The sequence below is a fragment of the Niveispirillum sp. FG156 genome (assembly GCF_057809555.1).
In genome coordinates, this window is record NZ_JBMDKE010000003.1 from 64,314 (window position 1) to 80,393 (window position 16,080).

Annotated in this window: 13 protein-coding genes; all 13 read left to right on the top strand. The window is 65.0% G+C overall.

Features of this window, described 5'->3' with window-relative positions; translation table 11 throughout:
* Positions 1–72 precede the first annotated feature (72 nt).
* The 13 genes from tssC to ACODSP_RS02755 all read left to right on the top strand — a co-directional run bounded on the left by tssC (position 73) and on the right by ACODSP_RS02755 (position 15,953).
* A complete protein-coding gene (gene tssC / locus ACODSP_RS02695) occupies positions 73–1,518 on the top strand; it encodes a type VI secretion system contractile sheath large subunit (RefSeq protein WP_488964093.1) in 1,446 nt (481 codons plus the stop codon).
* Between the two features lie 90 nt (positions 1,519–1,608).
* Complete coding sequence (locus ACODSP_RS02700; RefSeq protein ID WP_488964094.1) at positions 1,609–2,109, top strand: Hcp family type VI secretion system effector; 501 nt, start codon at positions 1,609–1,611, stop codon at positions 2,107–2,109.
* Between the two features lie 419 nt (positions 2,110–2,528).
* Positions 2,529–3,104 carry a type VI secretion system baseplate subunit TssE gene (gene tssE, locus ACODSP_RS02705; protein ID WP_488964095.1) on the top strand — a complete coding sequence of 192 codons (576 nt, stop codon included), beginning with the start codon at positions 2,529–2,531 and terminating at the stop codon, positions 3,102–3,104.
* Positions 3,094–4,938, top strand: a complete 1,845-nt coding sequence (gene tssF, locus ACODSP_RS02710; RefSeq protein ID WP_488964096.1) for a type VI secretion system baseplate subunit TssF — start codon at positions 3,094–3,096, stop codon at positions 4,936–4,938. The genes tssE and tssF overlap by 11 nt, the downstream gene beginning before the upstream one ends.
* A complete protein-coding gene (tssG, locus tag ACODSP_RS02715) occupies positions 4,902–5,936 on the top strand; it encodes a type VI secretion system baseplate subunit TssG (RefSeq protein ID WP_488964097.1) in 1,035 nt (344 codons plus the stop codon). Before tssF ends, tssG begins: the two co-directional genes overlap by 37 nt.
* Positions 5,937–6,026: 90 nt before the next feature.
* Entirely contained in the window at positions 6,027–7,073 is a 1,047-nt protein-coding gene (locus tag ACODSP_RS02720; RefSeq protein ID WP_488964098.1) for an eCIS core domain-containing protein, read from the top strand.
* An 8-nt stretch (positions 7,074–7,081) separates the two neighbouring features.
* Positions 7,082–8,386, top strand: a complete 1,305-nt coding sequence (locus tag ACODSP_RS02725; protein WP_488964099.1) for an eCIS core domain-containing protein — start codon at positions 7,082–7,084, stop codon at positions 8,384–8,386.
* Positions 8,387–8,550: 164 nt separating this feature from the next.
* On the top strand, positions 8,551–11,253 hold the full coding sequence (tssH, locus tag ACODSP_RS02730; protein WP_488964100.1) for a type VI secretion system ATPase TssH: 2,703 nt from the start codon (positions 8,551–8,553) through the stop codon (positions 11,251–11,253).
* Positions 11,250–13,241 (top strand): type VI secretion system Vgr family protein, encoded by a 1,992-nt coding sequence (locus ACODSP_RS02735; protein WP_488964101.1) that lies wholly within the window; start codon positions 11,250–11,252, stop codon positions 13,239–13,241. The genes tssH and ACODSP_RS02735 overlap by 4 nt, the downstream gene beginning before the upstream one ends.
* A 10-nt stretch (positions 13,242–13,251) precedes the next feature.
* Positions 13,252–13,869, top strand: coding sequence for a toxin-antitoxin system YwqK family antitoxin (locus ACODSP_RS02740; RefSeq protein ID WP_488964102.1), 618 nt, complete (start codon positions 13,252–13,254; stop codon positions 13,867–13,869).
* 112 nt (positions 13,870–13,981) lie between these two features.
* Complete coding sequence (locus tag ACODSP_RS02745; protein ID WP_054166676.1) at positions 13,982–14,371, top strand: DUF4280 domain-containing protein; 390 nt, start codon at positions 13,982–13,984, stop codon at positions 14,369–14,371.
* A gap of 74 nt (positions 14,372–14,445) precedes the next feature.
* Positions 14,446–15,282, top strand: a complete 837-nt coding sequence (locus tag ACODSP_RS02750; RefSeq protein ID WP_488964103.1) for a hypothetical protein — start codon at positions 14,446–14,448, stop codon at positions 15,280–15,282.
* Positions 15,279–15,953 (top strand): SPOR domain-containing protein, encoded by a 675-nt coding sequence (locus ACODSP_RS02755; RefSeq protein WP_488964104.1) that lies wholly within the window; start codon positions 15,279–15,281, stop codon positions 15,951–15,953. Before ACODSP_RS02750 ends, ACODSP_RS02755 begins: the two co-directional genes overlap by 4 nt.
* The last annotated feature ends 127 nt before the right edge of the window (positions 15,954–16,080 follow it).

Here is a 16,080-nt window from a genome sequence, read left to right on the forward strand (position 1 = left end):
CCGCACCCGCTTGAAACCATTCCGGGCCGGCGCCCATGAAGGTGTGCCGGCCAAGCCGATGGAGGCTTTGCGATGCCCGATACTACATTGCTTGACAAGATCATTGTCGAGGGCAAGCTGGCGCGTGACGACAGCCAGAAGGAATTTGCTCGCGATCTGGTCGCCGAGTTCGTCAATTCCGTGCTGGCCGAAGAGGGTGGCACTGTCGGCAACGACGTTGTGGCCCTGATCAATGACAAGATCGCCGAGATCGACGATCTGCTGTCGGCCCAGCTGAACGAGATTCTGCACGATCCCGACCTGCAGAAGCTGGAAGCCACCTGGCGCGGCCTGTCCTTCCTGGTCTTCAACACCGAGACCAGCACGACCCTGAAGCTGCGCATCCTGAACATCACCAAGGAAGAGCTGCTGAAGGACCTGGAAAAGGCCGTCGAGTTCGACCAGTCGGCGCTGTTCAAGAAGGTGTACGAGGAAGAATACGGCACCTTCGGCGGCAACCCCTACAGCATGCTGATGGGCGATTATGAGTTCGGCCGCCATCCCAACGATGTGAAGCTGCTGGAACTGGTGTCGAACGTCGCCGCTGCCGCGCATGCGCCGTTCATCTCCGCCGCCAGCCCGCGCCTGTTTGACATGGACAGCTTCACCGAGCTGGGCGTGCCGCGCGATCTGTCCAAGATCTTCGAGAGCATGGAGCTGGTGAAGTGGCGGTCCTTCCGCAACAGCGAGGACAGCCGCTATGTCAGCCTGGTGCTGCCGCATGTGCTGCTGCGCCTGCCCTATGGCCCGGACACCAAGCCGGTGGAGGGCGTGAACTTCGTGGAGGATACGGACGGTCGTGACCACAAGAAGTATCTGTGGGGCAATGCCGCCTATGTCCTGACCCAGCGCGTCACCGACGCCTTTTCCAAGCATGGCTGGACCGCCGCCATCCGCGGTGTCGAAGGCGGCGGCAAGGTCGAGGGCCTGCCGGCCCACACTTTCCGCACCGATGAAGGCGATGTCGCGCTGAAATGCCCGACGGAGATCGCCATCACCGACCGCCGCGAGAAGGAGCTGAACGATCTCGGCTTTATCTCGCTGGTCCATTGCAAGGGCACCGACTATGCCGCCTTCTTCGGCGGTCAGACGGCCAACAAGCCGCGCCAGTACAATACGGACGCGGCCAATGCCAATGCCCGTATCTCCGCCATGCTGCCCTATGTGCTGAACGCCTCGCGTTTCGCGCATTACATCAAGGTCATCATGCGCGACAAGGTCGGCAGCTTCATGACCAAGGACAATGTTCAGACCTTCCTGAACACCTGGGTCATGGATTACGTGCTGGGCAAGGACGATGCCGGCCAGGAACTGAAGGCCAAGTATCCGCTGCGTGAAGCCCGCGTCGATGTGTTCGACGTGCCGGGCAAGCCCGGTGCCTACCGCGCCACCGTGTTCCTGCGGCCGCATTTCCAGCTGGAGGAACTGACCGCCTCCATCCGCCTCGTCGCCGAACTGCCGGCGCCGGCTACCTTCTGATCCGTGCGGCCCCCACCCCGGCATTGCTCCGGGGTGGGGTGCTCCTTGCGATAGTCCCAGACCGAACAGATATCGAGATGGAGAGCGGCCATGGCCGGCAATATGTTCCTGAAGTTGACCACCCCGGATATCAAGGGTGAGTCGACCGACAGTTCCCATAAGGAAGAAATCCAGGTCCTGTCCTGGAGCCATTCCTTCAATCAGCCCACCTCCCCCACCCGCAGCAGCGCGGGCGGCGGCACCGTGGAGCAGGCGAACCACTCCGACTTTTCCTTCACCAAGTATATCGACGCGTCGACCGACGACCTGCTGAAGCAGTGCTGGAGCGGCAAGCACATTCAGAAGGGCGTGTTCTCCGCCTACCGTTCCAACGGCGACAACAAGCCGGTGGAATATCTGGTGATCACGATGGAGAAGATCATCGTCTCCAACATCTCCATCGGCGGCGGCACCGGCGACATCCCGACGGAGACGATCACGCTCTCCTATGGCACCGTCGAGTACAAGTACATCCCGCAGAAGGAAGATGACGGCACGGGCGAGGGCGCCCAGCCGGTCAAGCACGACCTGATCAAGCAGGAAGTGTCTTAACACGCGCCCTCAGGCGCCGGGCGGGCGCATCCGCGCCCTTGGCTTGCGCGGGCACGTGCCCGCGGGCGCTCAATGCGCCAACCGGTCCAGAGCGGGCGTTGCCCACCCTGGACCGGTATCAGGCCTTTGCGTCGGCGTCTTTAGAATCTGTCAGGTTTTGATGGAATCGGGTTGGTGCTTGCTCAACAGTCATCCCCTTGATGAGCGGGGACCCAGCGAGAGGCGCGGTCAGCGCCGATATGAGTCATATCGCGGCTATCGCCGCTCGACGCTGGATTCCCGCTCATCAAGGGAATGACACCTGGGGTGCCTCAACCTAACTCTTAGAAACCCTAAGTTTTGTTTTGCCGTGTGATTCACGCTTCAAATGATTGCATTTGAACCGATCACACTCTAGTGCCGCCCCGACGGGAGGATGCATGATCACGGGTCCCCGCCTGATGCCAGGTGTGGCCGCGCCGCTGTTCGACCGGCTGGTCGATACGGAGGATGCGGCAGGTGCGCAGTCCATGCTGGACCGCGACGGGCTGATCCTGTCCATCGCGGGGGAGATTTCGCTGCTGCTGAACACACGCTGCCCTCGGTCCCGTGACGTGATGGCGGGACGGCGGCGCACGACCCTGGATTACGGCATTCCCGACCTGTCGGGCTTCCAGCCCTTTGACAGCGCCGCAGAGGCTGCCCTGGTGGCCGAGCTGGAGATGGCGATCACCACCTTCGAACCCAGGCTGCTGTCGCCGCGCGTGCATCTGTCGCGCCTGACGCCGGCCCTGAAGGAAGCGTTCCTGACGGAATGGTCGCAGCGCGCCGCATCGCTGCCGCCCAATCAGGGGCTGCGCCGGCAAGGGGCCTGGTTCACGGTGCTGCCGCCCGAACATGACCGCCGCGCCCTGCTGGTGGAGGTGGCGGGTTCCATTCGGCTGGATGACCGGATCGAACCGGTCAGTTTCCCCGTGATGCTGCGCGATGCCTCGGGAGGCCGCGATGCCGCGTGACGAGGCCGAAGCCCTGTTCGCGGCGTATGAACGCGAGCTGATGTATCTGCGCAATGAGGGGGCGGAGTTTGCCCGCACCTATCCGCGCGTGGCGGGACGGCTGGATTTCAATGGCCATGAAAGCCGGGACCCGCATACCGAACGGCTGCTGGAAAGCTTCGCCTTCCTGACGGCCCGCATTCAGCGCACGCTGGACGCGGAATTCCCGCTGATCCCGTCGGCCCTGCTGGACACGCTGTACCCCGCCCTGATGGCCCCGGTGCCCAGTGCCGCCATCGCGCATTTCGAGGTGGACCCCGGTCAGGCGCGGGCCGCACAGGGTTTCCACCTGCCCGACAATATCGCCCTGCATGCCGAAAGCCCCTCGCACGGGCTGACCTGCCGCTTCAATACCTGCTACCCGGTCAAGCTGTGGCCGGTGCAGGTGGTACGGCAGGAGATGCTGCGACCGGAGAAATTCCCCTTCCTGGCGCGCCTTGGCGGGGCCGCCGTCTGGCGCCTGCGGCTGCGGGCCCAGGGCAACCTGACCTTCGCCGACATGCAGCCTGACCGTCTGCGCCTGTTCCTGGACGGGGAGCCGGCGGTGGCCGGTCCCCTGATGGAAATGCTGCTGGATCAGTCGCGCGCCGTCGTGCTGGCACCCGCCGTGGATGGCGCGGAGCCGACGGCCACCTTGAAGCGTGATTGCCTGTCGCCCGTCGGCTTCGCGCCGGAAGAAGATCTGCTGCGGTTTCCGGCCCATGCCCATCAGGGTTATCGCCTGATCCGGGAATATTTCGTGTTCCCGCAGAAATTCCAGTTTCTGGACCTGGACTTCACCGATGCGGACGGCAATCCCGCCACCTGGCCCACAGGCGCGGAGGTGGACCTGTTCTTCCTGCTGGATCAGCAGCCGGAACGGGCGGAGCGGCTGGAACGGGTGACGGTGCGTCTGAACTGCGCCCCCATCATCAACCTGTTCCCCAAGACCAGCGAGCCGTTGCGTCTGGATCAGACACAGTCGGAATATCGCCTGCTGCCCGACAGCCGCTGGGAGCGGTCCACGGAAATCCATTCGATCCAGAAGGTCTCCGCCGTCATGAACCGGGCGGATGAGACGGCTCTGGTGCGTCCCTTCTTCTCCTACGATCACATGGCCGTGCGGTCCGCGCCTGACTGTTTCTGGATGGCGCGGCGGCGGTCCACGGTGCGGGCCGACATGCCGGGGACGGACATGTTCCTGTCCTTCGTCGATCTGGCGCTCGACCCGTCGCTGCCACCGACGCGCACCCTGTTCGCGCACACGCTCTGTACCAACCGTGGCATGGCCGAACAGCTGCCGCCCGATACGGTACTGAACCTGGAGGTGGATGCGCCGGTGCGCGAGGTGCGCTGCCTGACCCGGCCCACGCCGCAGATCAGCGCGCCCGAGCAGGGTGAAACCCTGTGGCAGCTGGTCTCGGCCCTGACCTTGAACCATCTGTCGCTTGCCGATGATGGCAGCGGGTCGGCCTTGCGCGCGCTCAGGGAGATCATGGTGCTCTATGGCGATGGCTGCGGTCTGGCCGTGCATCAGCAGGCGGGCGGCATGACGGCCCTGTCGTCGCGCCCCGTGACGCGCCGGCTGGGGGACGAGGCCTGGCGCGGTTTCGTGCGGGGCACGGAAATCAGCCTGACCATCGATGAAAGCCAGTTCGCGGGCGGCAGTGCCTATCTTCTGGCCAGCATCCTGGACCGGTTCCTGGCGCTCTATGGACGGGTGAACAGTTTCAGCCAGCTGGTGCTGAAAAGCGCACAGCGCGAGGGAGTGTGGAAGCAATGGCCGGCGCGGGTTGGCGAACGGAACATTCTCTGATCAGCCAGCTCAGGTCGAACCCGGAATGGTTCGACCTGTATCAGTCGGCACTGATCATGGAACGCGACGCCGCGCGCGGCGGGGCCGCGCCCGTGCCCGTGGGCGAAGGGGCCGATGCGGGGCAGGAGGCCATCCGCTTCCATGCCAGCCTGCGCGCGCGTCCGTCTGCCGACCCGCTGGAACGGATCGACCGGCGGGAAATGCCGTCGGGGCGCACGCGGTTCCGGGCGAAGATCAATTTTCTGGGCCTGGGTGGGCCATTCGCCCCCTTGCCGCCGCCGGTGTCGGAACTGCTGGCCGACCGGGTGCGGGCCGGCGATGCCGCCATGCGCGACTTCCTGGACCTGTTCAACCATCGGCTGGCCAGCCTGCTGGTACGGTCGCGCCGCGCGCACCGGCCCGATGTGACCGGCAAGGCGCCTTGGCGCACGGGCATGGCCGACTGGCTGGCCGCGCTCTGCGGGCTGGGGGTGGAGCCGCTGCGCCGCCGCCTGTCGCTGCCCGACCGGTCGCTTTACCGGCATTCGGGCCTGCTGAACCGGCCCGTGGCCAGCCAGCACGGGCTGGAACGGCTGCTGATGGCGCATTTCGCGGTGCCGGTACGGGTGGAACCGCTGACCGGCGACTGGATGGAACTGGAGCCGGAGGACCGTACGCGCCTGGGCGACAAGGGCGATAATGCCAGGTTGGGCATCGGTGCGGTTCTGGGCGGACGCGTCTGGGACCAGGGGGCGGGCATCACGGTGGAACTGGGTCCGCTGGACCTTGCCACCTTTCGCTCCTTCCTGCCGGGCGGGGATGCGGCCCGGGCGCTGGCCGATCTGGTGGCCCTGCATGCGGGACCAGACCTAGGCATCACCCTGCGCCTGCGCCTGAAGGCGGAGGAAGTGCCGGCGGTGGCGTTCAAGCCCGACCGCCAGGACCGCGTTCTGGGCCGCACCGCCTGGCTGCCGTCGCGGACGAAGCGCGAAGCGGTTTTGACCCAGCGGTTGGTGTGAGGGGACCATGCTTCACGCTTTTAAGGGTATCAGGACTGGGGTAGGATCACAGGTCTGGCGGACATGTGGGACCATTTGGGGGGCAGGGTCATGGCCGGAGCAGTGATACAGGGACGGTTCGGGGCCGGCGGCGCCAAGCTGCCGGGGGCGCTGGGCGGCATCACGGTCGGCGGGCCAGGGCATGTCCGTGTCGTCATGGCATCCGGCGGGCATGGCAGCGGCCATCCCGGTGCCCAGCAGCTGCCACCCGGTCTGATCCGGCCCGGCGGCGGTGGACGGCCCCTGCCCGAACGGGTGCGCGGCCAGATGGAAAGCTTCTTCGGTACCGATTTCTCCGACGTGCGCGTGCATGTCGGGTCGGAGGCGGCCAGCATCGGCGCGCTCGCCTTCACCATGGGGTCCAGCCTCTATTTCGCGCCCGGCCAGTATAATCCCGACAGCCCGCAGGGTCTGGCCTTGTTGGGCCATGAACTGACGCATGTGGTGCAGCAGCGGCAGGGGCGGGTGCGCAACCCGTTCGGTAGCGGCATCGCCGTCGTCCAGGATCTGCATCTGGAGGCGGAGGCCGACCGGATGGGCGCGCGTGCCGCCAACCACCGCTTACCGGAAGCCGTGCAGGCCAAACCGGCCCCCGGTCTGGTGCCGCGCGGGGCCGGCGTGCCACGGCCCGTCCAGCCCAAGGCGCCGAAGGCCCCCGATGCCGGCGGTTACCGGCTTATCGTCGGCGGCTATCTGCATCAAGAAAAGGGCCTGCCCGACGGCATGGCGGGTCATGGCTTCGTGGCCATTGAAAAGCCCGGCGGCGGGCGTCAGGCCTTTGGCTTCTCTCCCGCCGGTTTTTCCAACATGGACGCAAGGCGCGACCTGGGCAAATTGACGGCGGGCGTGCTAGGCCGCGTGCATGATGACGCAAGCGCCTTCACCAAGCCCGGTGTGCGCACCCGTTCCTATGCCATCAGCCGCGAACAGGCCGAACAGGCCATGGGCAAGGTGGCCGAATACCGCAAGGGCACGCAGTTCAGCCTGGCCCGCAAGCAATGCAGCAGCTTCGCCATGGATGTGGCGCGGGCGGCGGGCGTGGATGATTTCGCTGGTGCCAAGGTGAAAAGCCCGCGCGAATGGTACCGGAAGATTTGAGGCTTGTGATGACCAAGAAGCACGCGCCGCCACCGGTCCATGTTCCTGCGCGATCCGGTTTGATCCAGCAGCGCCCCACCGCGGCATTGCCCAGGGTACATCTGCCGCCGCCGGTCATGCCGGCTACTGGGGGGGCGGTGCGATCGGGACTCATTCAGGGCCGGTTTCAGGGGGGGGGGCCTCGTCTCGTGATGCCGCCGGGTTTCACGCACCCGGCCTCGGGCGTTCTTCTTGCGAAAAGCGTGGCGGCGCCGATCCTGCAGAGGAAGGGAAACGCATTCGCGGTGCCGCCGGGTCTTCTCAATCTCAATGGTGTCGGCCAACCGCTGCCGGAAACGGTGCGGACGCAGATGGAAGATTTCTTCAGCGCCGATTTTTCCGATGTGCGTGTGCATGTCGGTTCCGCGGCGCCCAGCATCGGAGCTTTGGCTTTCGCGGTCGGTTCCCAGATTCATTTCGCGCAAGGCCAGTATAATCCCGGCACGCCTCAAGGACGGGCGCTGATCGGCCATGAACTGGCCCATGTCGTTCAGCAAAGGCAAGGTCGTGTGCGCAGTCCGTTCGGGGGCGGGATGACGGTTGTCCAGGACCCGGTGCTTGAAGCCGAAGCCGACCGGATGGGGGCACGGGCTGCGCTGCATTCCGGATCGTCCGTGGGCTGGACACCACCGGTACGCCCGCTGGCTTTTCGTGGCGAATTCAATGCCGCGCTTCAGGCCAAGAAAATGCACGCTCAGTTGCACATGAACAGGCCGCTCCCGGCCATTCGCCGGATGGCGGCGGGCTTCGCGGTTCAATGCATGTTCAGCGGTCACGCCGTCGCATCGGATTTCAACCTGAGGGGTTTGGCCGCTGAACAACGCGTCCAGATTATCACGGGTGAAACAGCCGACAGCTTTGATGATGCGGGCTATGCCGGCTGGAAGGGCATAAGCCAGCAGATGGGTGAACCATCCAGAATGCCTTTTAACAAACGTATAAAAGATTACATGAAGCAAATGCACCTGGACGTGAATGAGGAATTCACTTGTCCATTTTGCAAGGGAAAGCGGACAAAGAAATATTTCTCCCTGGATCACAAAGTTCCATGGATGGAATATTCATTGTCATTGACCAGTCATAATTTATGGAATGCCTCGGCATGGGAAATTCACGTCGGTTGTAATGATCCTGATAATCTTATGCCGGTCTGTAGGAATTGTAATAGCTCGAAAGGAGATCGTGAGTATGATACGGATGAAGAAAAGGATTGGATAGAAAAGAGAGAGCAATGGTGGGTAAATGAAGGTCAAATTAAGTATTCAAAAAAATAGTGGATGCGTTGGTGATTCTTATTGGTGTCGAATTTTGATTTGGTGAGTGAAAGAGTTTAATTTTGTTGATGTGTCTATGATTTTCATTGGCCATTTGGTATTTCGGCGAACAATGTTTGTTGGATGGCTCACCAATATGGATGAGCTGGAATGAGGTCAGCCCCATGTCTTCCATCGCCACCCTGATCGCCCGCCTCAATCCGCTGACCAAGCGGGCCATGGAGGGGGCGGCACAGCTCTGTTTGGCCCAGACGCATTATGCCGTTGAAGTGGAGCATCTGCTGCTGAAGCTGGTGGAGCGCGGCGAGGGCGATCTGACGCCCGTTCTGCGCTATTACGGCGTTGATGCGGGGGCGTTGCAGAAGGAACTGACGACGGCCCTGGACCGGCTGAAGCGTGGCAACAGCCGCACGCCGGCCTTTTCCGACCATGTGGTGCGGCTGCTGCAATCGGCCTGGCTGGTCTCGTCGCTGGAACTGGGAGCCACACAGGTACGTTCGGGCGCCGTCCTGAAGGCGCTGCTGGAGGATGATGGCTTGCGCGGCCTGCTGCTGGAGCCGGTGCCGCTGCTGGCGAAAATTCCGCGCGGGCGGCTGGTGGAGGATTTGAAGGAACTGGTGCGGGGCACGGCGGAGGATGGCACGGCGGGCGGGGGCGGATCGTCTTCCGCCCCGGCTGCTGCCGCTGCACCGAAGCCGGCCATGATGCCGGGTGCGGCGCCGGCTGCCCCGGCGGGGGTGAAGCTGGCGGGTGGGCCGACGCCGGGGCTGGATGCCTACACGATCGACATGACGGCGCAGGCACGGGCCGGCAAGTCCGATCCCGTGGTGGGGCGTGATCCGGAAATCCGGCAATTGGTCGATGTGCTGATGCGCCGTCGGCAGAACAACCCGATCCTGACGGGCGATCCCGGCGTGGGCAAGACGGCGGTGGTGGAAGGGTTTGCACAGCGCGTGGTCGAAGGCTCGGTGCCCCCGCCGCTGCGCAATGTCCGCGTCCTGTCGCTGGATCTGGGGCTGTTGCAGGCCGGGGCCGGTGTGCGGGGCGAGTTCGAGAACCGTCTGAAACAGGTGATCGAGGAGGTGGCGGCATCGCCCCAGCCCATCATCCTGTTCATTGACGAGGCGCACAGCCTGATCGGGGCCGGCGGGGCGGCGGGGCAGGGGGATGCGGCCAACCTGCTGAAACCCGCCTTGGCACGGGGCGAACTGCGCACCATCGCGGCCACCACCTGGGCCGAATATAAGAAATATTTCGAAAAGGACCCCGCGCTGGCCCGCCGCTTCCAGGTGGTGAAGGTGGAGGAGCCGGACGAGAAGAACGCCATCGCCATGCTGCGCGGGTTGGTGGCCAAGCTGGAGGCCCATCACGGCGTGCGCATCCTGGATGAGGCGGTGTCGGATGCCGTCCGCCTGTCGCATCGCTATATCACGGGGCGGCAATTGCCGGACAAGGCCATCGGTGTGCTGGACACGGCGTGTGCCCGCGTCGCCATCGCCCGCAGCGGACCGCCGCCGCAGCTGGAAGCGGCACAACGCCGGCGCAAGCTTCTGTCCGATGAAATCGCCCTGCTGGGCCGCGAGTCGGCGCTGGGCCGCGACCATGCCGACCGGATTGATACGCTGTCCGATGAACAGGCCAAGGCCGAGGAGGAGGAAGCCCACCTGCAGCAGCGCTGGCAGCAGGAAAGTGATCTGGCGGGAAGGGTACGCGACCTGGAGGGGCAGCTTGCGGGTGGCAGCCTGAACGGGGCCGACTTCACGCGGGTGAAGGCCCGGCTGGACGGGTTGCGGCTGGAGCTGGAGCAGTTGCAGGCAACCGATGCCATGGTGCCGCTATCGGTGGATCACCGGGCGGTGGCGTCGGTCGTCTCAGGTTGGACCGGCATTCCCGTGGGCCGCATGCTGACCGACAGTATCGCCGTGGTCCGCAATCTTCGCGCCAAGCTGGCCGACCGGGTGGTGGGGCAGGAGGCGGCCCTGGACGCCATCACCAAACGTATCAGCACCTATTACGCCTCGCTGGCGGAACCCGGCAAACCCACGGGCGTGTTCCTGCTGGTCGGCCCGTCGGGCGTGGGCAAGACGGAAACGGCGCTGGCGCTGGCCGAAACCCTGTTCGGGGGTGAACGGTCGGTCATCACCATCAACATGTCGGAATATCAGGAGGCGCACAGCGTTTCCGGCCTGAAGGGCGCCCCGCCGGGCTATGTCGGCTATGGTCGCGGCGGTGTGCTGACAGAGGCGGTGCGGCGCAACCCCTATTCCGTCGTCCTGCTGGACGAGGTGGAGAAGGCGCATCCGGATGTGCTGGAGCTGTTCTATCAGGTGTTCGACAAGGGCATGCTGGAGGATGGCGAGGGCATTCTGGTTGATTTCAAGAACACCGTGATCCTGCTGACCAGCAATCTGGGGTCTGATGCCATCATCGACCGCGCCCGCCGGCCCGGCCCGCCGCCGGGACCTGACGCGCTGGAGGCCCTGATCCGCCCCGACCTGCTGCGCCATTTCAAGGCGGCTCTGCTGGGGCGCATGGTGGTGGTGCCCTATCTGCCGCTGGATGAGGGGCGGCTGCGGGAGATCGTGACCTTGAAACTGGCCCGTATCCAGCGCCGCATGGAGGATGCCTATCAGGCGGAACTGAGCTGGGATGACAGTCTGGTGGTCCATGTCCTGTCCCGCTGTCAGGCGGTGGAATCGGGGGCGCGTGCCATTGATCAGATATTGACCAATGGCCTGCTGCCGCAGATGTCGGCCACCATCCTGGACCGGCTATCGATGGGCGACAGTATCGACATGGCGCATGTGACGGTGGCCGAGGATGGTGACATCCGCATCCAGTTCGACCGTCCGGCGGCCCGGCGATGAGCGACGCCGATCAGAAGCAAAGCGGCCAGTCGCTGTCGATCACGACGCCGCTGGGCGCCGACAAGCTGATCCTGCGGGAGATGACGGGGCGGGAGGGGATAGGCGAGCTGTTTCAGTTCGACATCACCGCCATTGCATCCGATGCGGCGCTGGACATGAGCAAGGTGGTGGGGAAATCCGTCACCGTCACCCTGACGGGACCGGACAGCACCAAGCGCTATATCAACGGCATCTGCGTGCGCGCCGTGCAGATGGAGAAGACCTATTCCCTGCAACTGCGCCCCTGGCTGTGGCAACTGGGCCTGACCAGCGACTGCAAGATTTTCCAGGACAAGACAGTGCCGGAGATCGTGAAGGCGGTGTTCGGCGATCTGGGCTTTTCCGATTTCAAGGACAGTCTGACCGGCAGCTATACGGCGCGGGAATATTGCGTCCAGTATAATGAGACCGCCCTGGATTTCGTCTGCCGCCTGATGGAGGACGAGGGGATATTCTGGTTCTTCACCTTTGCCGACGGGACGCACTCGATGGTGCTGGCCGATGATGCCAGCGCCCATACCAACCTGCCGGTGCTGGCGACCCTGCCCTATCTGCCGCTGCCATCTGGCAAGGAATGGCTGGAGGATGACCGGGTCGACAGCTTCCTGCTTGAGACCGCCATGGTGCCGGGCAAATACCAGACCGACGATTATTTCCTGGAAACGCCGTCCACCGAACTGAAGGTCAATGTCGCGGGTACCGGCAGCCTGCAGGTCTATGAATATCCCGGCGGCTATACCAAGAAGGATGCGGGCGACGCGCGCGGCAAGGTGCGGCTGGCGGAGTTGGAGGTGGCGGCCAAGCGGGCATCGGGGTCGTCCACGGTGCGCGGGGTGGCGGCGGGGTTGAAATTCACCCTGTCGGGTCATCCGCGCAGCGATGCCAATGCGGCTTACGTCCTGCACGGGGTCAACCATTCCGTCAGCCTGGGCGGCTATTCCAACAGTTTTGAGGCGCTGCCCGCCGACACCACCTTTCGCCCCGCCCGTCGCACCCCGCGCCCCCGCATCCCCGGAACCCAGACCGCCATCGTGGTCGGCAAGTCGGGGGAGGAGGTGTGGACGGACAAGTTCGGCCGCATCAAGGTGCAGTTCCATTGGGATCAGGTCGGCAAGAAGGATGAAAATTCCTCCTGCTGGGTGCGGGTGGCCCAGGGTTGGGCCGGCAAGAACTGGGGCGCCTTCTTCCTGCCGCGCGTGGGGCAGGAGGTGGTGGTGAGTTTTCTGGAGGGCGATCCCGACCGACCGCTGGTCACCGGGTCCGTCTATAATGGCGAACAGCAGGTGCCCTACACCCTGCCCGACGATCAGACGAAAAGCACCGTCAAGACCAACACGTCGAAAGGTGGCGGCGGTTATAACGAGCTGCGGTTCGAGGATAAGAAGGACTCAGAAGAGATCTATCTCCAGGCCCAGAAGGACATGAATGTCCTGATCAAGAATTCCCGTACCACCACGATCAACGAGGCTGACGATACCCTGACACTGGACAAGGGCAACCGCGCCACCACCATCACCAAGGGCAATGACACCCTGACCATTACCGAGGGGGACCGCACCTTTTCGGTGGCCAAGGGCAAGGAAACCTATGGGGTGAAGGGGACCCGCGCCATTACCGTGGAAGGGGCGGAGACCAAGACCAACAAGGACAAGGTCACCTGGACCGTCAGCGGTAATTTCTCCCTCAAGGTTGATGGCAATATCACCATCGAGGCGGGGGGATCGGTGACCCTGAAATCCGGCACCGGTCTGACGGTGCAGTCGGGCACCAGTATGGATTTGAAGGCGGGAACAGCATTGACGGCCAAGGCCTCCACCGATGCCAAGGTGCAGGGCCTGAACGCCACGTTGCAGGGCGATGTCGGCGCCACGGTCAAGGGATCGGCCACGGGCACCATTGATGGCGGCGGCATGCTGACCGTCAAGGGTGGCCTGGTGAAGATCAATTGAGGGGGCGGTGATGGATGACAAGCATCAGGCTAGCCCGCCGCCCGAACCGCCGGTGCCCATGGAGGACCGGGACGAGGCCGGGACCGTCCGCCGCCGCTATGCCATGAAAGGCGGGGTTTTGCAGGGCGTGATGGAGACGTTCGACGCCGATGGTGTGCCGGAGTCGCGGATGAGTTTTCACCAGGGTACGCTCCACGGCCCGTCCACCATCTTCCAGGCGGGACGGCCGGCGGTGCAGATGTCCTATGTCAACGGCCTGCTGCACGGGGAGGTGCGCAGCTTCGACCCCGCCGGGCGGTTGACGGCGGTGACACGCTTCATGGGCGGCAAACGGTCGGGCGACAGCCAGATTTTCCGGCCCGACGGCACCCTGTTCCGGCGCGAAACCTGGCAGGATGACCAGATGCATGGCCCGGTGGAGGAGTTCAATCCCGATGGCAGCCTGCTGCGCCGGTCCAGCTATGTCGCCAATATGCTGCATGGGGAGGTGCTGACCTTCGGGCCCGCAGGCACGGAGCCGGAGCGGGTTATCTTCGACAAGGGGCTGGCGCAGGGACCGCTAGCGCCGCTGGCGGGGCCGGTGCCCAAGGCGGGGCTGCGGCAAAAGCTGTTTGGGAAAAAATCGTAGGTCAGGTCGAGCCGCAGGCGAGCCCTGACAGAAACGGCTTTCAATCTATTGCTGTCAGGGCTCGGGCTTGCGCCCTCGACCTGACCTACGGCAGGACGCGACGGAGGACGGGATGGGACAGCAGGTCGTGATGGGCGCCCTTTTGCAATGCTCCATGGGGGCGGCGCCCAGCAGCATGATGGTGCTGCCCGCCAATTGTACCCTGGCTTGCAACATGCCGGCGGCCAACATCATGGATTACGTGCCCATGATGAATGTGATGCCATTCGGCACCTGTATATCCATGGCCAACCCCATGGTGGCGGCGGCGACGGCGGCGGCGCTGGGCGTGCTGACGCCTATGCCCTGCATTCCCATGACGGTGGCGCCATGGGTTGTGGGGGCGCCGACGGTGCTGATCGGCAATATGCCGGCGCTGAACAATTCCTCCAAATGCATGTGCGCCTGGGGCGGGTCGATCGCCATCAATTTCGCCGGTCAGGCGACGGTGCAGGTCCCCTGACCCGGACTGCCACCGGTTGAGTCAGGGGGCCAGTTCCCCTATCATCCCTGTTGAGACACCAGCCCGAGGACCGCATGTCCGGCAACGCTGCGCGCAAGCCCCCGATCCCAGCCCGCCCGGCCCCGCCGGCGGGCGCGGGTGCCGCCGTGGCACAGCGGCAGAAGACGTTCGAGGCGCTGCGCCCCGGACCCAGCGGCGGGCAGCAGACGGCGACGGCGGGCGATCCCCTGGTCCGCGCCACAGCCGACATGTTCCAGGTGCGCGACAGCGGGCGCGGCGTCATGGTCCGCCCCAACGGCACCTATAATTTCGTGCGGGTAACGGGGGAGACGCAGGCCAAGGCGGAAACGCTGGTATCGTCCAAGGTAGGCCATGCCGCCATCGCCGCCGGGCGGCCCGTGCTGTATGCCGGGACGGCCCGATTCGATAATGGCGCGCTGGAATGGTGGAGCAATTATTCCGGCACGTACCAGCCCATGGCCGCGTTCAAGGGACAGGCGGGCCTGCCCGTGGAGCGGTTCCAGCCCTGGCAGAAATTGCAGATGGGCGGCGTGGGCATGCAGCGCGGCACCTTCCTGGACCGCCGCGACCCGTCCGCCCCCACGGCCCCGGAAAAACCCGCCGCCCCGGCCAAGCCCGCGGCGGCGCCTGCCCCTGCCGCCGCGAAGGAAGGCTCTGCCGCCCGGCCCGCCGTGAAGGCCGCCGCCCCCGCACCGCCGGCCCCGGTGAAGCCCGCCCCGGCCCCGACGGCGGCCAAGCCGGCGGCTGCCGCCGCTGCTGCACCCGTCCCCACCACCCCGGCGCCCGTGCCGCCCAGCGCAGCGCCCGCCCCAGCGGCACCGGCGCAGGCGAAGATGGCGCGGGCCGGCATGGCGCCCCCGCCCGTCCGCTGGTCCGGGTTGCCCCGGTGACGCGCGGCCGTCTGATCCTGATCCTGTCCGGTATCCTGCTGTTCGGTCTGCTGACCTTTGGCATCGGCCTGCTGGTCGGGCTGAACATGCAGGCCCCTTTGGTAGCGCCCGCCGCGCAAACACCGGCACCCAAGGCCTCATCGGCGGCGGCGCCAAAGGAAACGGTGGCCACCCCGGATGCGGCCCCGGTCCCGACACCGGACGCGGCGGCAGCGCCGGCCAAGGGCACGATGGTGGACCCGCCCCCCATCATTCCCGTCGGACCGCCGCCGCCCATGGTGACGGATGTCACCAGTGCCGCTGATCCCAAACAGCCCGTATCATCCCCGCTGATGGGGCCGCTGGCGGCACAGGCCGCGACACCGCCCCCACCGCCGCCCCCGCCACAGCCGGCGGTGCCGGCCCCGCCCCCCTCCACCCGTATCCTGGCGGTGCAGCTAGGCCGGTTCACACGCCAGGACAGCGCGACCGTCTTTGCCAAACGTCTGACGGAAAAGGGATACCGGCCCCAGATCGTGATGGCCGACTATGCCGGCATGCCACCCTGGTATCTGGTCACCCTGGCCCCACAGCCGGATGAGGCGACGGCCAAGCGGGTGGCAGGCGAGATGTCGGCCCTGCTGGGGATCGAGGTCATCGTCATCAGCTGGGCCGCACCGCCCGCGAAGTGATGTCAGGGTACAGTGTGGGGCAGTCCGTTGAAATTCAGAGAGTGTTTCTCACTATCCCTTTGAAATTAATAGATTGCCTCCCCGGCGAAGGCCGGGGCCCAGGGGCAACAAGCATCAACGTCTCCAC